Source organism: Burkholderia sp. FERM BP-3421 (assembly GCF_028657905.1).
In the GTDB taxonomy this organism is placed as follows: Bacteria; Pseudomonadota; Gammaproteobacteria; order Burkholderiales; family Burkholderiaceae; genus Burkholderia.
Window position 1 is genome coordinate 1421137 of sequence record NZ_CP117782.1, and the last position, 18931, is coordinate 1440067.

Annotated in this window: 17 protein-coding genes; 6 read left to right on the top strand and 11 right to left on the bottom strand. The window is 67.7% G+C overall.

Translation table 11 applies throughout. From position 1 onward, the window contains the following. Positions 1–230 precede the first annotated feature (230 nt). Positions 231–965, bottom strand: coding sequence for a FadR/GntR family transcriptional regulator (locus Bsp3421_RS22335; protein WP_274003509.1), 735 nt, complete (start codon positions 963–965; stop codon positions 231–233). 310 nt (positions 966–1275) lie between these two features. Here Bsp3421_RS22335 and lhpI point away from each other — a divergent pair, with 310 nt between their 5' ends. After that, the gene (gene lhpI / locus Bsp3421_RS22340; RefSeq protein WP_274003511.1) at positions 1276–2193 is read left to right on the top strand and encodes a bifunctional Delta(1)-pyrroline-2-carboxylate/Delta(1)-piperideine-2-carboxylate reductase; all 918 of its coding nucleotides are present in this window, start codon (positions 1276–1278) and stop codon (positions 2191–2193) included. 172 nt (positions 2194–2365) lie between these two features. Here the strand turns inward: lhpI and Bsp3421_RS22345 are convergent, their stop codons facing one another. From Bsp3421_RS22345 to Bsp3421_RS22360, 4 genes are all read right to left on the bottom strand, one after another. Then, positions 2366–3052, bottom strand: a complete 687-nt coding sequence (locus Bsp3421_RS22345) for a ProQ/FinO family protein (RefSeq protein WP_274003512.1) — start codon at positions 3050–3052, stop codon at positions 2366–2368. Positions 3053–3328: 276 nt separating this feature from the next. Beyond that, positions 3329–5035 carry a SulP family inorganic anion transporter gene (locus Bsp3421_RS22350; RefSeq protein ID WP_274003514.1) on the bottom strand — a complete coding sequence of 569 codons (1707 nt, stop codon included), beginning with the start codon at positions 5033–5035 and terminating at the stop codon, positions 3329–3331. 33 nt (positions 5036–5068) lie between these two features. Beyond that, positions 5069–5695 (bottom strand): ParB-like protein, encoded by a 627-nt coding sequence (locus Bsp3421_RS22355; RefSeq protein WP_274003517.1) that lies wholly within the window; start codon positions 5693–5695, stop codon positions 5069–5071. Positions 5696–5777: 82 nt separating this feature from the next. Next, a complete protein-coding gene (locus Bsp3421_RS22360) occupies positions 5778–6323 on the bottom strand; it encodes a GNAT family N-acetyltransferase (protein ID WP_274003519.1) in 546 nt (181 codons plus the stop codon). A 270-nt stretch (positions 6324–6593) separates the two neighbouring features. On the opposite strand from Bsp3421_RS22360, the gene Bsp3421_RS22365 reads away from it, so the two are divergent. The 5 genes from Bsp3421_RS22365 (at position 6594) to hfq (ending at position 12572) form a co-directional block, all read left to right on the top strand. Then, a complete protein-coding gene (locus Bsp3421_RS22365) occupies positions 6594–7811 on the top strand; it encodes an MFS transporter (RefSeq protein WP_274003520.1) in 1218 nt (405 codons plus the stop codon). A 213-nt stretch (positions 7812–8024) separates the two neighbouring features. Continuing rightward, positions 8025–8831, top strand: a complete 807-nt coding sequence (locus tag Bsp3421_RS22370; protein WP_274003522.1) for a TetR/AcrR family transcriptional regulator — start codon at positions 8025–8027, stop codon at positions 8829–8831. A gap of 89 nt (positions 8832–8920) precedes the next feature. Continuing rightward, complete coding sequence (locus Bsp3421_RS22375) at positions 8921–10672, top strand: AMP-binding protein (RefSeq protein ID WP_274003523.1); 1752 nt, start codon at positions 8921–8923, stop codon at positions 10670–10672. A gap of 33 nt (positions 10673–10705) precedes the next feature. Next, positions 10706–11629, top strand: a complete 924-nt coding sequence (locus tag Bsp3421_RS22380; protein WP_274003525.1) for a DUF1571 domain-containing protein — start codon at positions 10706–10708, stop codon at positions 11627–11629. 382 nt (positions 11630–12011) lie between these two features. After that, the gene (gene hfq, locus Bsp3421_RS22385) at positions 12012–12572 is read left to right on the top strand and encodes an RNA chaperone Hfq (RefSeq protein ID WP_274003526.1); all 561 of its coding nucleotides are present in this window, start codon (positions 12012–12014) and stop codon (positions 12570–12572) included. Positions 12573–12697: 125 nt separating this feature from the next. Here hfq and Bsp3421_RS22390 read toward each other — a convergent pair whose 3' ends face one another. Genes Bsp3421_RS22390 through Bsp3421_RS22415 form a run of 6 tightly spaced genes read right to left on the bottom strand, consistent with a single transcriptional unit; the run spans position 12698 to position 18929 of the window. After that, the gene (locus Bsp3421_RS22390; RefSeq protein WP_274003529.1) at positions 12698–13417 is read right to left on the bottom strand and encodes a DUF2968 domain-containing protein; all 720 of its coding nucleotides are present in this window, start codon (positions 13415–13417) and stop codon (positions 12698–12700) included. 52 nt (positions 13418–13469) lie between these two features. Then, a complete protein-coding gene (locus tag Bsp3421_RS22395) occupies positions 13470–14861 on the bottom strand; it encodes a sigma 54-interacting transcriptional regulator (protein ID WP_274003531.1) in 1392 nt (463 codons plus the stop codon). 15 nt (positions 14862–14876) lie between these two features. Further along, positions 14877–16631 carry a TadG family pilus assembly protein gene (locus Bsp3421_RS22400; RefSeq protein ID WP_274003533.1) on the bottom strand — a complete coding sequence of 585 codons (1755 nt, stop codon included), beginning with the start codon at positions 16629–16631 and terminating at the stop codon, positions 14877–14879. A gap of 7 nt (positions 16632–16638) precedes the next feature. After that, complete coding sequence (locus Bsp3421_RS22405; RefSeq protein ID WP_274003535.1) at positions 16639–17016, bottom strand: DUF3613 domain-containing protein; 378 nt, start codon at positions 17014–17016, stop codon at positions 16639–16641. A gap of 28 nt (positions 17017–17044) precedes the next feature. Continuing rightward, positions 17045–17890: a pilus assembly protein gene (locus Bsp3421_RS22410; protein ID WP_274003537.1), complete on the bottom strand. Its 846-nt coding sequence runs from the start codon at positions 17888–17890 to the stop codon at positions 17045–17047. A gap of 25 nt (positions 17891–17915) precedes the next feature. After that, complete coding sequence (locus Bsp3421_RS22415) at positions 17916–18929, bottom strand: type II secretion system F family protein (protein WP_274003539.1); 1014 nt, start codon at positions 18927–18929, stop codon at positions 17916–17918. Positions 18930–18931: the final 2 nt, after the last annotated feature.

Here is an 18931-nt window from a genome sequence, read left to right on the forward strand (position 1 = left end):
GTCACGGACACTGTACGGGAGACCGATCAAGCCAACCATAGTGGTTTTTATTTATACCACTTCGCCAACCGCCGCCAGGCCATATCCACGAATAAATCTCAAAATAGCCGCAAGATCAAGGAAATTGCCTCGACAATCTGGATAAGAAAAGATCCAATTTCATGAAAACTGGATCCGTTCTTACCAACATCGATAGCCCCGCAGCGTGAAGCCCCTGCGCGCCCGCCTCCTCACTTGGGCGCGATATCTCGCTGCACCCGGTGTATGTGCTGCTCGACGTAAAACGCGGCGGCGTCGGCATTGCCGTCGAGGATCGCCTCGTAGATCAACCGATGCTCGGCCACGTACAAGCGGATGCGCGCGGGATCGTAGATGCCGTCTTCCTTGAGCCGTCGCCACAGCGGCTGGTCCATGGTCGCCGCGATCTCGTCGGCGATCTTCGCGATGAGCGCATCCCCGGTCATGATCGCAAGCTGCCGATGAAACAGGCGATCGCTCTCATTCCACAGCGCCTGCTGCACGGGATCCGAGACGTCGACGATCGACTCCATCTGTTCGAGATAGTGCTCGGCGAGCGTGTCCCGTTTGCGCCTGGCCGCCGCGAGCCGCACGATCGCGGGCTCGAGAATCAGCCGCACGCCGAGCGTCGCGGTGGGGCTGTAGTCCGCCGCCTCGACGCGCCCGGCGGCGCTTCCCGCCGCCAGCCGGCTGACGGCGTCGTCGGCCACGTAGGTCCCGGAGTTGCGCCGGGTCTGCACGAGCCCCTCGTTCGCCAGCGCGCCCAGCGCCTCCCGCACCGCCGGCCGGCCCACGCCGAAGCGCGTCGCAAGCTCGCGCTCCGAAGGCAGGCGCGCGCCCGCCTCGACATGCCCCGCGCGGATTTCCGCGCGCAGCTTCGCCGCGACCTGTTCGTAGATCTGCAAGGGGCGGAACGCCGCGTCGACGGAAGAGCTAGATGGAGTCATGGTGTTTGACCGGACGGGAAACAGAGGGGCAAGCCACGTCGCAACCGGAAACGCACGGGTTGTGACATTGGTTCCAGACACAACCAATTATGGCGAAATCTTAACGCAAAGCCCCGATGGTGAACGCGCGCGCATCAGTCGATCGTATGCAGCGCGCCTGGATGCCGCCGATGGACTCCAGACGATACCAACACCTAACCATCAGGAGTAATCTGGATTATTCTCGTACCAGAAGTGGCCTAAATTCAGCGCAAGCCTCGCATGAGCGCGGTCGGCTCGTGCGCCCCCCACTCCGCCCCAGGTCAACACCATGCCTCGTTCCGAACGCAACTTCGATGCCCAGGAAACCGCCGCACTGCTGGACCACCACGCACTTCTCGCCACCTTGCGCGATACCGTTCTCGAATACGACGCCGGCCGCGTCGTCAGCCCCGCCCGGCTCGTCGTCCCGCTGCACGACGGCGGCGTGATGCTCTCGATGCCCGCTCGCGGCGACGACCTCGCGATCCACAAGCTCATCAACGTTTGCCCGGGCAACGCCTCGCGCGGGCTGCCCACGATTCACGGTCAGGTCGTCGCCTGCGATGCGCACAGCGGACAGATCGCGTTCGCGCTCGACGGCCCGACGGTCACCGGACGCCGCACGGCCGTCATGACGGCGCTCGGCATCGACACACTGTGCGCTCAGTCGCCCAGGGAGATCCTGCTGATCGGCGCCGGCGGGCAAGCCGCCTGTCACGCCGACGCACTCGGCGCGCTGTTTCCGGATGCGGTCCTGTACGTGCACAGCCGCTCCCCGGACGACGCGCGCGCCTTCGTCTCGCGCCACCGCGCAGCGGCGCCGGGCCTGCGCGCGCTGGAAACGGCGCGGATCCCCGCGTCCGTCGACGTCGTCGTGACGCTCACGACGAGCAAGACGCCCGTCTACACGGAAGACGCCCGCCCGGGACGGCTGGTCGTCGGCGTCGGCGCGTTCACGCCGGATGCGGCCGAGATCGCGTCGCACACCGTGCGCGGCAGCCGCATCGTGGTCGACGATCCCGACGGCGCGCGGCACGAGGCCGGCGACCTGATCCAGGCCGACGTGGCATGGAGCAAGGTCGCCGCGCTTGCGGAGCGACTGAAGGAGAGCGATATCGACACGCGCGCGCCCTGGCTTTTCAAGAGCGTGGGCTGCGCGGCCTGGGATCTGGCCGCTTGCCGGGTCGCGCATGCGGCGCTGGGCTGAGCATGGCCGGCGCGCGACGAAGCGGCGCCGGACGTGACGACGCACGCAAGGCAACGATCGGTGTGAATTCGCGGAGCAGACGGGCAAGAGGGTCGAAGCCCCCTGATGCTCCAGGACGCATGCGGCCCGTCCGACGAGCCGCGGCACGCGCCACGGCTCCCCGAGCGGCGGTTCAGCTTGCGTCGGCGGGCGATGCCGCGCTTGCGTCGACCGCTTGCGGTGCGTCCACGCCGGCTTCGTTCGCCGGCTGGGCCGCAGCGGCAGCCGGTGCAGCAGCCTTGTCCGTGCCCGGACGCTGGCCGGCGGGCCGTTTGCCCTGCGGCCGGCGCGACGCGAGCCGCCGCGCGTGCGCGGCCTGCTGAGCGGTCACCGTGCCCGAGGCCTGCCCTTGCAGATCGACGCGCACCGCATTCTCGACGAGGCATGCCCAATAGCGGCTGCCCTGGCACCAGGTCGCGATCGCCTGCTGCAATTGGGCCTCCGTCATGCCCAGCGCTTCCAGGTGCTGCGCGGCGTCCTTCAGGATGCCCAGCTTGAGCGGCACCTTGGCGGCAGGCTTTTTCGGGAATGCTTGCGGAAACTGTTTCTGCAGGTGCCAGATCGATTCGACCAGCGGATCGACCGGCTCGCGTGGCTCACGCGGTTCGCGCGCCCTCGCGCGCGGCGCGGCAGCCTTCGGCTTGCTCTCGGCCGGCCGCTTCGGCCTGCCGTCAGCCGGCCGGGCTTGCCCGGTGGACTGACCCTGCTTCGCCTGTTTCGTCTGTTTGGCTTGCGCCGCGAGTTGCTTTTTCAACTCGGCAAGTTGTTCAAAACCCATCGTGCAATTCAGTCTGTTTGGTTCATATCGCCGGAAGCGCATGTGGGAAGCGCCACCCGTCCCGTGCCTGATGCACGGTCACGGAACAGCACTGTACAGTATCCCTGCGCGTTTCTCATCCGGATCGCCCGCTGCAACCGGCCTGCCGCAACGGCTGCGCGCATTCTACGCCTAGCGGGCCGCCCCGCCTTGGATTATGCGCATCCCGACGCGCCGGTCAACCGTAATCAAGGCGCCGCGCCGTCTGCCCGGGCGCCGCACGAGCCGGTCGCACGCCCCGTCGGCGGGCCGTCCGCGGGTCCAGCGGCCGCGGCCGCCTCAGCCGGCCGCACCCGCGCGCGCCAATATCTGCAGGCTTTCGTCGACGCTCAGCTCGGACAGCGACGTCGGCTTCAGCGTGTCGTCGCCCGCGCGCCGCAGCACCTCGAGCACGCTCGGCTTGAGCCGCACCAGCGCCAGCCGCCAATGGCGCGCGTCGCATTCGGCCGCGAAGGTCTTGAGCGCCTCGATCGTGGTGCCGTCGACATCCGGCGACTCCTCGAGGCTCAGCAGGATCGTGTCGACCGGCGTCGCGGCCTCGTGCGCGAGTTGCCGCACCCGATTCAGCACGCGCTCGGCGTTCGCGAAGAACAACTGCGCCTCGGGCCGCACGATCAGCACGCCCGGGATCGGCTTCGCATCGGCATGCATCGTGATATCGACGAAGTCGTGGCTGTCGCGCAGCCGGCCCAGCTCGCTCACGTTCGGCTCGGACAGCTTGCGCAGGGTCAGCAGCAGGCTCACGCCGATCGCGGCGAGCAGGCCGTGCAGCACGCCGAGCACGATCACCGCGAGCAGGGCCGCGAGCACGACGAGGCGGTCGCGGCGCCACGCCCAGTATGGCCGGAATACCGCCGGGTGCAGCGAATGGCTGACCGCGAAGATCACGATGGCGGCCAGCACCGCTTCCGGCGTGCGCGCGAGCTGCGGCAACAGCAGCCAGACGATCAACGCGATCACCACGGCCGCGCACAGCCCCGCCACCCGGGTCTGCGCGCCCGCGGCCTCGTTCGCGGACGTGGCCGAATACCCTGCGCCGACCGGCATCCCGTGACACAGGCCCGAGACGAGGTTCGCGCAGCCGATCGCGACGAGATCGCGATTCGGCGATACCGTGTCGCCATGCTTGAGCGCGAAATTGCGGATCGAGCCGTAGGATTCCGCGTACAGGATCAGCATCAGCGCGAAGCCCAGCTCGGCGGTCTGCATCCATGCCGCCCGGTCGAGCGCGGGCACGCCGAAGGCGAGATGCTGGAGGTCGATGTGCCCCACCACCGCGATCCCATAGCGCGACCAGTCGATCCAGTAGCCGAGCGCGATGCTGAGCACGATGACGATCAGCGTCGCCGGCACCCGCGAGCGGCGCCCGAGCACGAACAGGATCGCCAACGCCGCCGCGCCGAGCGCGAGACTGTAGGTGTTGGCATGCGCGAGGCCCGTCAGCAGATCGAGCGCGACATGCGGCGTGTCGCTATGGCTGACCGGCACCACGAGGATCTTCGGCAATTGCTTGATGACGATCGTCAGCGCGAGGCCGAACGTGAAGCCGCGCAACACCGGGCGCGCGATGAAATCGGACATGCCGCCGAGCCGCGCCGCCCCGGCCAGGATGAACAGCACCCCGGTCGTCGCGACGAGGGCCGCGGCGAGCGCAAGCTGCGCCGCCGCCCCCCCGCCCGACTCCGACAGCACGGTCGCGGCCAGCACGGCGGCCGACGAGGAGGTCGACGACACGATCGCGAACCGGCTGCTGCCTGTCAGCGCATAGACCACGAGCCCCGCCAGCAGCGCGATCAGGCCCGCCTGCGGCGGCAGGTTCGCGAGGCCGGCATAGGCCACGGCCTCCGGAATCAGCAAGCCCGCGATCGACACGCCGGCGAGCGCGTCCCGCGCCAGTTGCTCGCCGCGCGGCGCCGGCGGCGTATCGAGCGCGGCGAAATGCGTGACATGCTGCGGCCCGGCATCGGGGCGGTTCGGAGTGTCCATGCGGGCCTCGGCGTACGAAAGGAACAGGGAGCGTCAGGCCTTCGGCACGATCAGTCCGGACCAGCCGGGCAGATAGCGCGCGTCTTGCGCATGCGCGTGATTGAGCGCCGCCTCGAGCGCCTTCGCGAAATCCTTCCGGATGCTGGCCAGCGGAATCTTCGGGCGCAGGTAGTCGGCCCACAGGAATTCGCTGAACGGCGTCGCGTCCTTCGCATAGCCGCCCGCCGTGCGCAGCTCGCCGGCGAGACTGCGATACGGATCGTCCTTGAGGCCCGTCAGCACGTTCGGCAGCCGGGTGAAATCATGGCGCTGCCCGTCGATGCCGAACGGATGCACCCACTGGTTGTGCTCCATGATGCGCCAGAAGATCGTCTCGTCGAGCCACGACAGATCCTTGAGCAGCATCGCCTTGACGTCGGTCACGCCCTCCTCGATCAATGCCAGGCCGAGGTGATGGTGATCGACGATGAAGTACTGCTGGTCCGGCCCGAGCACCGCCGGGAACCAGTGCGATTCGATCGCCGCCTTGCGCGCCTTCTTGCTCAGGCTCTTCCAGTGCTTGCGCTTCGCCTTCACCTCGCGATAGCCCACCGTCATCTGCGTGGGCCGCAGCGCCTCGAGTTTTGCGGGAACCAGGTGCACATCGTTGCCAAGCGCCATGATGGAGTCCTTCCGAAACGAGAATGCCGGCAACGATACAGCGGAATCGCGCGGCCGTTAATCCGTTGTGGCCCCGGGGACGTCAATCTTGCGCGAGATCCCCGCGTTCGAGGCGATGCCGGACGTAAGGCCGGCCGTCCTGCACGATCTCCACGCGGCGCATGCCGAGCTTGCGGGCGACCTTGAGCGAGCCTGCGTTCTCGGCCGCGATGTCCGCGATGATGCGCGGCAGCCGCACCGTCCCGAACGCGTGCGCGACGATCCGCGCCGCGGCCTCGCTCGCGATGCCGCGCCCCCAGGCCTCGCGCACGAGACGCCAGCCGATCTCGACCTCGCGGCCACCTTCGGAATAATCCGGGATCAGCAGGACCCAGCCGACGAAGCGCGCCGGGTCGGCTTTCTCGAAGATCGACCAGTAGCCGAGCCCGGCCGGATAGTCGCGCAGGATTCGATGCTCGACGAAGCGCCGATGCTCGACGGGATCCGCCCACGGGCCCGCGATGTGCCGGGTCACCTCGGGATCGCGGTCCATCGCGAGGCAGGCCTCGAGATCGGCGAGCCGCCTCGGGCACAGCCACAGGCGCCCGGTCTCGAACACCGGCAGCGCCGGCCCTTCAACAGCGTGCATGTCGCGCTCCTTGCATTCCTGGTCCACGCATTCCAATTCTTTCAATTAAATTAACTCGATATTAATTTAAAAATACATTTCTTTCATTCGCGATCGCCCGATTTAAGCTCTCGCATATCACCCGGCTTATTTTCATAGGGATTAATCCCGATCGGAACCGGCAAAAGCCACGACCGTGCGATGGGCGGCGTACACTCGACGTACCGCCCGCCGCGCGCGCAGCGGGACGGCGCAAGCGATTCCGGCGCGCCTCACCAGGAGACCGCAGTCATGAGCTGGACCCGAGAACAACGAAACGTCACGATTGCGGCCTATCTCGGCTGGACACTCGATGCATTCGATTTCTTTCTGATGGTGTTCGTGCTGAAAGATATCGCAGCCGAATTCAATACGAAAATACCGGCCGTCGCGCTCGCGGTCACGTTCACGCTCGCCGCCCGTCCGATCGGCGCACTGATCTTCGGGCGTCTCGCCGACCGGTTCGGCCGCCGGCCGACGCTGATGGTCAACATCGCCTGCTACTCGCTGCTCGAACTCGCGTCCGGCTTCGCGCCGAGCCTCGCGGCGCTGCTCGTGCTGCGCACGCTGTTCGGCGTCGCGATGGGCGGCGAATGGGGCGTCGGTTCGGCGCTGACCATGGAAACCGTGCCGACCCATTCGCGCGGCGCCGTGTCCGGGCTGCTGCAGGCCGGCTATCCGAGCGGCTACCTGCTGGCCTCGGTGGTGTTCGGGGTGCTCTACCCGTACATCGGCTGGCGCGGCATGTTCATGGTCGGCGTGCTGCCCGCGCTGCTCGTGCTCTACGTGCGCTCGCACGTGCCCGAATCGCCCGCCTGGAAGCAGATGGAGAAGCGCCCGCGCCCGAGCCTCGTCGCCACGCTGCGGCAGAACTGGAAGCTGTCGGTCTACGCGGTCGTGCTGATGACCGCGTTCAATTTCTTCTCGCACGGCACCCAGGATCTCTACCCGACCTTCCTGCGCGAACAGCATCAGTTCGATCCGCACACGGTGTCGCTGATCGCGATCGTGCTCAATATCGGCGCGATCGTCGGCGGGCTGACCTTTGGTTCGCTTTCCGAAAAAATCGGCCGGCGCCGCGCGATCTTCATCGCAGCCCTGATCGCGCTGCCGGTGCTGCCCTTGTGGGCCTTCTCGAGCGGCGCGGTCGCGCTCGCGATCGGCGCGTTCCTGATGCAGATCTCGGTGCAAGGCGCATGGGGCGTGATCCCGGTCCACCTGAACGAGATCTCGCCGGACGAGATCCGCGCGACCTTCCCCGGTTTCGTCTACCAGCTCGGCAATCTGCTCGCGGCCGGCAACGCCACCTGGCAGGCGCAGATCGCGGTCAGCCACGACAACAACTATGGGCTCGCGCTCGCGATCGTCGCGGGCATCGTCGCGGTCGTGATCGCCGTGCTGATCCTGTTCAGCCGCGAACGGCGCGGCATCGACATGACGCAGTCCGCCGCGACCAGCACCGCCGCCTAGCCACACGAAGTGCAGTGCATCATCGTGCGGGGCGCGCCACGGCGCGCCCCGCGCCTTTTCATGCTGCAACGCACCTCAAACTCTAGAGGAATCTATCGACAAAGATGCTTGCCGCCGACCCTCGACGCTTTTTATCTTAATAAAAACGGTTGTTTCAATTACATATTTGAATCGCTTGTTCGCGGGCCGGGAAACCGGCATGGGAGGCGGAACATGGCAGTTCGTCAAGCCAGCCGGCAATCCGGCGGGACGAAGGCGCGCATCCTCGATGCGGCCGAAGATCTCTTCATCGAACATGGCTTCGAGGCGATGTCGATGCGGCAGATCACTTCGCGCGCCGCGGTGAATCTCGCCGCGGTCAACTATCACTTCGGCAGCAAGGAGGCGTTGATCCACGCCATGCTGTCGCGGCGGCTCGATCAGCTCAACGAGGAGCGCCTGCGGCTGCTCGATCGCTTCGACGCGCAGCTCGGCGCGAACGTGACCTGCGAGCACGTGCTCGGGGCGATGTTCATTCCCGCGCTGCAGGCCTCGCGGGATCCGCAGCGCGGCGGCCGCGCGTTCCTGCGGCTGATCGGGCGCGCCTACACCGATCCGTCGACGTTCGTGCGCAGTTTCCTGACCGCGCATTACGCCAGCGTCGCGGGCCGCTTCTTCGATGCGTTCCAGCGCGCGCTGCCGAACCTGCCGCGCGCCGAACTCGGCTGGCGGCTGCACTACGCGATCGGTGCGTTGTCCGGCGCGCTCGCGGGCGCCGAGACCGACAGCCTGATCGAGGAATTCTCGCAGGGCCGCACGATGAACGACGTGCAGCTGATCGCGCGATTGTCGTCGCTGATCGTCGCCGCGCTCAAGGCGCCGATGCCGGACGCGACCCAGCTCGCGATCTTCGCCGCCGTGCTCGGCGATGCGGCGGCGGCCGGCGCGACGCTGCCGCCCGATCTGTGCCCGCTTGCCCAGAGCATCGCGCCGGTTCGCCAGAGCGCCCCCGCCGATACGCCCGAGCCGCACACGACCTGACCCACCCCACCCCGCAGCGCGCGGCGCACGCCGCGCAGCCCGGCGCCGTCGCGCGCCGGCGCGTCGAGATCATCAGCCAGGAGACTCCGATGACCGCCCCCGTCGTATCCGCCGCGGCCCAGACGCCGAACACCGATGGCGTCTGGTATGCCTCGTATCCGCGCGGCGTGCCGCATGAGATCGATCTCACGCAGTACGAATCGCTGGTCCAGTATTTCGACGAGTGCACGGCGCGCTACACGGATCGGACCGCCTATCTCAGCGCGGGCGCGAAGCTCGGCTACGGCGCGCTCGCGCGCAAGGTGGACGCGTTCGCGTCGTACCTGCAAGGCATCGGCGTGCGGCCCGGCGACCGGGTCGCGATCATGCTGCCCAACACCTTCCAGTATCCGATCACGCTGTTCGGCGCCTTGAAGGCCGGCGCCGTGGTGGTCAACGTGAACCCGCTCTACACCGCGCGCGAACTCGCGCATCAGCTGAAGGACAGCGGCGCGCGAACGATCGTCGTATTCGAGAATTTCGCGAAGACGCTCGAAGAGGCCCTGCCCGGCACCGTGATCGAGAACGTGCTCGTGACCGCGCTCGGCGACCTGCTCGCGGACGGCCTCAATGCGAAAGGCCGGCTGATCAACTTCGTGCTCAAGCGCGTGAAGAAGCTCGTGCCGGCCTATCGCCTGCCCGGGGCGGTGCGGCTGCGGACGGCCCTCGCGCAGGGCGCGCGCCGTCCGGCCACGCCCGTGCCGCTGACCCGCGACGCGCTCGCGTTCCTGCAGTACACGGGCGGCACGACCGGCGTGGCGAAAGGCGCGATGCTCACCCACGGCAACCTGATCGCGAACCTGCTGCAGGCCAAGTCGTGGGTCTCGGACCAGATGACGGGCGACGTCGAGACCGTGCTGACGCCGCTGCCGCTCTATCACATCTACTCGCTGACCCTCAACGCGCTGATCTTCATCGGCCTGGGCGGCCGCAACATCCTGATCGCCAATCCGCGCGACACCAGGATGGTGATGAAGATCCTGCGCAACGAAACCTTCACGGGGATCACCGGCATCAACACGCTCTACAACGCGTTCCTCGACAACGAGGAATTCCGGCGCCGCGACTTCTCGCAGCTCAAGCTCGCGATGGCGGGCGGCATGGCGATGCAGCGCTCGGTCGCGGAGCGTTTCAAGACGGTCACCGGTTGCCCGATCGTCGAAGGCTACGGGCTCACCGAGTGCTCGCCGATCGTCACGATGAACCCGGTCGACCTGCAGGACATGCACGATTTCAGCGGCTCGATCGGCCTGCCCGCGCCGTCGACCCGGGTGCGCCTGCGCAAGGAGGACGGCAGCTGGGCGAACCTCGGCGAACCGGGCGAGCTGTGCGTGCAGGGGCCGCAGGTGATGCGCGGCTACTGGCAGCGCCCCGACGAGACCGCGAAGGTGATCGACGCCGAGGGCTGGTTCTCGACCGGCGACATCGGCGTGATGGACGACAAGGGCTTTGTCCGCCTGATCGACCGCAAGAAGGACATGATCCTGGTGTCGGGCTTCAACGTCTATCCGAACGAGATCGAGGAGGTCCTGGTGATGCACCCCGGCATCCGGGAAGCGGCCGCGATCGGCGTGCCGGACCCGGTGCAGGGCGAGCGGGTCAAGGTGTTCGTGGTGCCGCGCGACGCGTCGCTGACGGTCGACGAGGTGCTCGCCCACTGCCGCAAGAACCTGACCGGCTACAAGACCCCGAAACTGGTGGAGTTCCGCGACGCGCTGCCTCAGACCAACGTCGGGAAAATCCTGCGCCGCGCGCTGCGCGATGAGGCGCTGGCGAAACTTGCGAGCCGAAAGGAGCACTAAGCAGTTTTGTCGGCCTATTTCCGGGAGGCAGGGATGACACAGATCGAAGCACGCGGCACGTCCGCGCAACGGCTGCGCAAGCGGCTCGCGGCCACGGCGCTGGCGGGCGCCCTCGCACTCGCGGCAGGCCCGGCGGCGGCGGACGCAACGCCCGCCGCCGAAGCGGCCGCCCTGCCGCCGGACCTCGCGAAGGTCGTGAAGCTGCCGGTCGAGCAGCAATCGCGCTGGCTGCGCACGGCCGCTCGCCAGGGCACGCTGGAAAAACTCGACGACGCGACGCTGACCGCCCTGTTCACCGCGCTCGATCCGCTCGCTGTGCCCGGCTATATCGCCGCGGGTCCGAATGGCTACCCGTCCTACGAATTCACGATGCGGCGCGAGGAGCGGATCCGCGGCAAATGGCCGGATACGCCGGACCACATGCTCGTGCGGACCACGCGCGAGCCGCTGCGGATCTACGCGAAATGGCTGCCGGACGGCGCGCACGCGGGCCAGGAAACGATCTACGACGCCACCAAGCGCAGCGACGAGATGTACGGGCACCTGGGCGGCCTGCTCGGCAAGATCCCCATGTGGACCGCGATCGACGGCACACTCGCGCGCTCGCAGTCGAACCATCAGGTTCGCGACCTCGGCACCGAGTACATCGCCAACCAATACCTGACCGAAGGGAAGAAGTACCTGGAAGCCGGAGTGAGCCGGCCGACCCATGTCGAAGTGAAGACGCTCGGCGGCGTGCGCGTCGTCGCGCTGACCTACGAGACGCCGACCGGCCGGCCGCAGTTCTATGCGAAGAAGGAAACGCTCGGGCTCGACCTGCGCCAGCCCTACTTCCGGACCGTCGAGTCCTATGACAACGACGGACGGATCTTCGAGCGGATCGTGTTCGAGAAGATCGCGCCGAACCCCTTCGACGATGCGACCTTCGACCCGAAGAATCCCGAGTACAAGTTCTGACCGCCGCCATGCGACGCGACATCGGGCCGCGCCGCCGCCCACGCCGCGAGGCGGGCCGCCCGCGCCCGTTCGCCCCCGCGCGTCGCGCCCGGCGCAAGCACGGCGCAGCCGGTCCGCCTCGCCGTCACGCCCCTGTCACGGGCGCGCGCAGCCCGCGCCGTCGCGGCCACGGTCACATCGCCGTCGCGCCCCGCCGGACGGCGTTCGGCCGAACGGACAAATCGCGCAAACCGGCCCAAGCGTCTATAGTGGGTAACGGTTAGACACAAACACACGCGCACGCACCTGGGTCGAACAGGGTAAAATCCCGCCAAACACGGTGCGCTTTGCGCGCCGCGCTAACGCATAACTCTCATCTGACGCCGGCTCCTGCCGCTTCTCAATGGCCAATCCTGCAGAATCCCATCCGCAAAACGACTTCATCAACGCCGCGCGCAAGGAGCGCAAACGCGTCGAAATCTATCTCGTCAACGGCATTCGCCTCACGGGATGCATCGAGTCGTTCGATCAGTACCTGGTGATGCTGCGCACGCCCGTCGGTCTGCAAGGCATCTACAAGCGCGCAATTTCGACGATCCAGCTCGACACCGGCGGTTCCCGCCCGGGCGGCCCGCGCGGGCCGCGCACGGGTGGTCACGGCGGTGGCCGCCCCGGCGGCCGCGAAGGCGGTGGCCACAGCCCGTACGGCTCGCATGGCGGCGGTCGCGAATCGCGCGGTGACGGCTACCCGCCGCGCGAATCCCGCGGCGACGGCTACGCCCCGCGCGAGCCCCGTGAGCCGCGCGGCGACTACACCCCGCGCGAGCCCCGCGACACCTCGTATGGCGCGCCGCACGATGGCGCGGGCGGCGCCCCGTCCGCGCCGGAGCGCAGCAACAACGGCGCCGGCCCCGTGATCGTCACGCGCCGCCGCCGCCCGCTCGGCCCGACCGACAGCGAATAAGCCGCGCGCGGCAGCAAAAAAGGCAGGCCATCGGGCCTGCCTTTTCTTTTTGTCCGGCTGTTTCGCTTGCCGCGGGTCCGATGAAACGAAACCCGCAGGCTTCGTTCCCCGTTTTCAGCCCCCGCTCAGTGCGTGTTCGGCAAACCCGCGTCGGCCTGCCGCTGCAGCGAACGGACCTGCTGTTGCAACTGCCGCAACTGCGCCTGCAACGCTTCCTTCTGCGCCTGCAACGCCGCGGCTTCGTTGCGCGTCGCCTTCTGGCGGTTCGCGACCGCCGTCTGCTGCTCGCGCGCGACGCTCAAGTCGGCCTGCAGGCGGCTCGCCCGCTGCTGCACGACCGCGATCTGGCGATCGGTCTGCGCCTTTTGCGATTCCAGCCGGGCCGACTGCAATTCGGTCGTGGCCAACGACTCCGCCTGCCGGGAGAAATCGCGGTAGATCGCCTCGGCGCGCACCTCGTTGGTGGTCTTGATCACGCGCCAGAATGCCTTTTGCTGGAACAGCGCGACGAAATAGGTGCCTTCCTTGATATTGAACAACAGGCTCGCGCCGTAGCTGCCGTTGTACGCAGTACGCATCTCGGTCAGGTCGTGCGACTGGATCTGGCGTTGCAGATCGTCGATCGTGCTCTGCGCGCTCGCGTCGGGCTGCACGGGCTGCGGGTTCGTCGCGGGCAACGGTTGCGGGGCGGCCGTCGACAGGTTCAGCACACCGGCGGCAGGCGCCGCGGCCGCTGCGGGCGCGGCTGCCGAATCGCTGTCCAATGCCTGCGCCTGAGCGCCTTGCATCCCTCCCATCGCTGCCAGCGCAATGAATGCGCTCCCCAATACCCTTTTATGGCTCATTTAGAGATTCCCGCACAGATTAATTTTAATTCTGCCTACAAGCTTCCTATTATCACTCACTTTCGCGGGCTTCGGGCTCTTCGTCGAAAATCTGATACTTGCGCATCTTCTCCCACAGCACCTTGCGGCTGATGCCCAGCTGCTGCGCGGTGTCCTGGCGCCGCCAGCCGTTCGCGTCGAGCGCGGCGATCACGCGGCTGCGCTCCGTCATGTCCCATTTGCTGCGATCGACGAAGACCTCCGCCGCGCTCTCGGCGGGCACCGGCTGCGCGGCGCTGCGCGCGTGCGCGACGAGCCGCTGCAGCCGCGCCGCGTCCCAACCGCCCGTCTGCCGCACCGTCACCCCGACCCGCTCCGCCAGGTTGTGCAGCTCCCGCACGTTGCCCGGGAAATAGGTATCGGCGACCGCGTCGGCGAGCCAGTACGGCAAATCCGGCAGCGCGGCGAGCCGCTCCTCGCCGACCACCGACGCCACGAACGACTTGAACAGCGCGATCTTGTCGACCGCGCCGCGCTCCTCGAGCGAGGGGATCGACAGCTCGATCACCGCAAGCCGGTAGTAGAGATCCGCGCGGAACAGCCCGTCCTTGACCAGTTGCGGCAGCTTCTTGTTGCTCGCCGCGACCAGCCGGAAATCGACCGTCACGGGCGTCACCGCGCCGACCCGCAGCACCGCGCCGTCCTCCAGCACCCGCAGCAGCTTGACCTGCTGGTAAAGCGGCAAATCGCCGACTTCGTCGAGGAACAGCGTGCCGCCCGCCGCCTGCTCGAAATACCCTTTATGCGCAACAACCGCGCCCGTAAACGAGCCTTTCGCGTGGCCGAAGAACAGCGACTCGAACAGGCCATCGGGGATCGCGCCGCAATTGACCGGCACGAATTCGCCGAGCCGGTAGCGCGAATGCTTGTCGTGCAGCAACTGCGCGATGCGCTCCTTGCCGACGCCGGTTTCGCCGTGCAGCAGGACGTTGGTGTCGCAGTCGGCGAACATGTCGACTTCCTGCAACAGCGCCTGCATGCATTCGGAATGCGCGACGAGCGCGCTCGGCGCGAGCGTCTTCGCGGCGTGCGCACGCAGCTGGGTCGCGAGCTTCGAAATCATGCCGCGCAGTTCCGCGCAGGTGAAATCGAGCGGCAGGATGTGCGAGTAGTCGGGCGGATACTGGGAAGCGTCGTGGCCGCGGGCGGCGCCCACCCACACGACCGGCATGCCGATGTTGGCCTGCCAGTCGCGCAGGAACGCCGCGCCGCTCTCGATCATGCTGACGCTGATGATCGCGAGCGAGGGGCGCAGCGCGGTGCGCTCCGGCGACAGCACGACGCTGTCCGCGCGGATCACCTCGACATCGAAGCTCGCCATGCAGCGGGCGACCCGGTCGACGATATCGGCCTTGCCTTCCCAGACATACAGATCAAGCTCTTCGATTGCGTTCGTGTTTCTCATCGTAAGCGACTATCTTCAATAAACCGTTTGCGATGCGCGACAGGTCAGCGCCTCGTTGTGGACCGTGGCGGAGCCGATCTGGGCGCCGAGCAGGTTGAGCAGCGGGACGACGAGCGCGTCGAGGGTGCTGTATAGCGGCGTCAACAGCGGCGTCAGGGCGCTGATGATCGAACCCAAGCCCTGCGCCCCCAAGGCGAGCGGCAGTCCCAGGATCGTCACCGTCAGGCCGTTTGGCGAACTCAAGCCCTGAGCAAGACTCTGCACCGCGTTGCCCAGCACGGAACCCACCGCGTTCGAGTTCGCCGTCTGGTAATCATCCGAATCGCCCGTGATCCCATTGAACGTCAAGGTGGCCGCGCTCGACTGCGGCAAGGTCGCGATCGCCTGGATATTCGCCTGGATCGTGATCAAATTGAGAATCGAGACGATCGTTGCGCTGTTGCAGCCAAACGCCTGACTCGCATTCAGGCCGAGCGGCGTGCCGATGCAGAGGTTCGCGAGCCCGGGCAGCACGCCGACCACCGCCGTGCTGGCGGCGGTCGTGGTCGCACAGTTGGTCGACTGCAACCAGGCCGTACCCGGGGCGATCTGCAAGGCCACGGGCAGCTGGACGCTGATCGGGAGCAAGTTGCCGACTATCGCTCCCAGCAAGCCCAACCCGGCGGTCGCCAGATTCGCCGTCCCCAGCCCGATATTCAGGTACAGCCGCACCGCCGCCGTCCGGGCCAGCGTCCGCCACTGGCCGGTCGACGGATTCATCCCAGCCTCGCCCACTGCCAGTACCGGCGGCTCGATGATCTGCACCTGCAAGGTCACGCCCTGCCCCGCCAACTGCAGCCCTGTCGCCAACTGCACCGCCGGCTTGCCCGCCGCCGCCACCTCGGCCGAGACCATGATCGCATCGAACACGTTGATCTGCGCATCGACCGCCGCCTGCGTATTCGCGAGCCCGACTGCGATGACGCCCGATCCGCCGTTGCTGCTGCCGACATTGATCAGGTTGCCGCCCGGAACCTGCGCATTGACGATCGTCTGCATCGCGCCGATCGCAGCCTGGAGGTTCGCATTGACGACCTGCGTGCGCGTCAGCGCGTTCAGCATCAACTGCATGAACTGCCCCGCCGTCACCGGCAGCGAGAGCAGTTGATCGACCGTCCCCACGCCCGCCGCCACCATCAGATCCTGGATCTTGATCGTCGAGCCGACGAGCGCCTGATACGACGCCACGCTCAGATTCAGGCTCGTGCCGAGCAGCGCGTTGAGCAGTTGGTTGACCGCGCCGTTCTGCAGGCTCGCGAGCGTCGTGCCGATCGTGAACTGGTCGGTGTTGGTGGCGCGCGCGGTCGACACCGCCTGCACCGTGCGGGCCGGCCCCATGAAGAAGTACGGCACGTTCTGCGAGACGGTCACCTGGACCGCATTCAGCTGCGTCCCGCCCACCGAGAAATAGCTGGGCGGCGCGTTGTTCTGGATATCCCAGCGCCCGCACGCGACCTGCAGCGTGCTGGAAAAGCCGTTCGCGGTCGCGTTCTGCTGTGCGGTCGCGGTCGGCTGGATGCACTGGTCGTCCATCTTCTGCGCGGCCGCAAGCGCCGACATGTCGGCGACCCTTTGCAAATTACGCCGCACGTAGAACACATTGCCGATGTCGATGACACCAAGCACGATGGTGGCGACGAGCAGCCACAACACCGCCATCACCGCGAGCGAGCCGCGTTCACGCCGGCTGCCGCGTGGCGGCCGGCGTTTCAAGGTGCGGGCGTGGGACATGATCGCCTCACTGTGACGAGGACGCCGGCGTCAGCGAAGAACTGCTGCTGCCTCCGCCGCCGCTCGAGGACGCCGCCGAGCCGAAGAATTCCGGGATCTTGTTCTTGAACGAATCGAGATAGCGCTGGTACGCCAGCGACGCAGCCGCGCCGAGCATCGGCTGTTCCTGCACGGCGGCCCGGTTGCTGCCCTGCAGGTCGAGCCACGCCAGCGTCGCGTGGCCGATTTCCGAGGCGGGCGGCGTCGCGTTGACGGGCGCGGCCTGGGCGGGCTGAGCCTGCGCCTGCGCGCCCGACGCGCCGAGTGCGCCCGCCAACAGCATGGCACTGATCCACCGGCGCCGCGTCGCGGCCCGGTTCGTCGCATGGTCGAATACGTGCGTCATGATCATCCCCCGGTAAATGGCCACCCTCTCAGCGCGCGAACCGCTGCAACAGCGGCACCGTCGGATCGAAGGCCTGCGTGCTGACCCCGCTTGCCCCAGCCCCGGCCGCCGCGGGCGCGCCGGCCAGCGGCGCCTGCGGCGCGGTGGCGCGTTCCCGTGCGCGCATGGCCGCGCTGATCTTCGCCGCGTCGTCGCGGATTTGCGCGCGGACCTCGGGCGCCAGCTTCTGCTCGTTCATCAGCCCGAGGGCCTCGCGCGCATGTCCGTTCGCGCTCAGGAACAACGCGAGGTTGCTCAGGATCTTCGGATTGCTCTGGTCCAGCTCCGCCGCCTTCATCAGCGGCACCCGCGAACCCGCCACATCGCCCTCGCGCATCCGCGCATAGGCGAGATCCGACAGCGTCAGCGGGTCGGTCGGTGCAAGCACCGACGCCTGCGCCAGTTCGCGCGAGGCCCGCGCGAAGTCGCCCGACGCGCCCGCCAGCAATCCCAGCCCGCGATATCCGCGCGCGGCGAGCGGCGTGTTCAGCAGCTGCTGGTAGGCGGCCGCGCTCGCGACCGGCTGGTCGGTCGCGCGCAGCGCGTCGGCGCGCAGCAGAATCGTGTCGGGCAGCACGCCGTACTGCTTCTCGTAGGCGTCGATGTGCGCGAGCGACGCGTAGTACAGCCCCTGCGCCTGCATCCGCCCGATCAGCCCGAGGTACATGCCGGGCGTGTCGGGCGTCGCATTCTTGTCCGCGGCCGCCTGCATCAGCGCGGCCCGTTCGGCCTGCGGACCGATCCCGTAGCCCTGCTCCTTGAACGCGCAGCCGGCCAGCGCCAGCGCGCACAGCGCGAGTCCCGCGAGCATGGGCGATGAAGCGGATCGTTTCATGATGTCCTCTCGTTGCGCGGCGCGCTCAATGGCTCGCCGCCTGGCCAAGCGTATGCAATACGGCGAGCATCCCGGGGCCGGCCGTCACGATGAACAGCGCCGGCAGCAAGGTCAGGATCATCACGCCCGTCATCTTCACGGTCAGCCGGCCGATCCGCTCGCGCAGCATCGAGCGCCGTACGTCGCGCAGCCGGTCGCCGAACTGCTTGAGCGGCTCCTGTACCGCGCCGCCATGTTTATCCACCTGGATCAGCAGCCGCACGATCGCGCGCAGATCCTCGTTGCCGAAACTCGTCGCGAGCCGCTGCAGCGATTGTTCGCGCGTGCGCCCGGCGCCGAACTGCCGCTGCGCGATCCCCAGCTCGGACGACAGCACCGGCAGCATGCCCTTGAAGTCGTTGATCACGACCTGCATGCTCTGGTCGAGCGACAGGCCGACGCCCTGCAGCAGCCGCAGCATGTCGACGAGCAGCGGCAGTTCGTCGACGACCGACTGGCGGCGCGCATTCGCGCGGCGCCGGATATAGACCTTCGGCAGCATGAAGCCGACGATCATCGCGACGCCGACCCACAGGGTCCAGCGGCTTTCCTGCACGCGCCCGCTGATCAGCACCGCGACCACGATCGGCAGCGCGAGCGCGCAGACGATCCGCGCGCTCAGGAAGATGCCGCGGGTGCGCGTGTCGACGTAGCCGCACTGTTCGAGCAGCCGCCGGTCCTCTTCCGCGACGATCCGCTGGCCGATCCGCGTATCGAGCAGGTCCATGCCGATCTTGCCCGCGCGATCGAGCAAGGTGGCGAAGCGCTGCCGCCCGGCGGGCGGTTCGTCGGCCGGCTGCGCGCGCGCGGCCGGCGCACCTGCCTGCACGGCGCGCGCGGCGGCGGCCTCGACCGCCGCCGCGCGCTGATCGAGCGCCTCGACCAGCGCCTTTTCGCTGCGCTGGACCAGCACGGCCCGCAATACGGCGAGCACGGCCAGCAACAGCACGCCGAACGCGCCGAGACCGAGGGCAATCGCACCAAGACGGCTGGAATCCATCG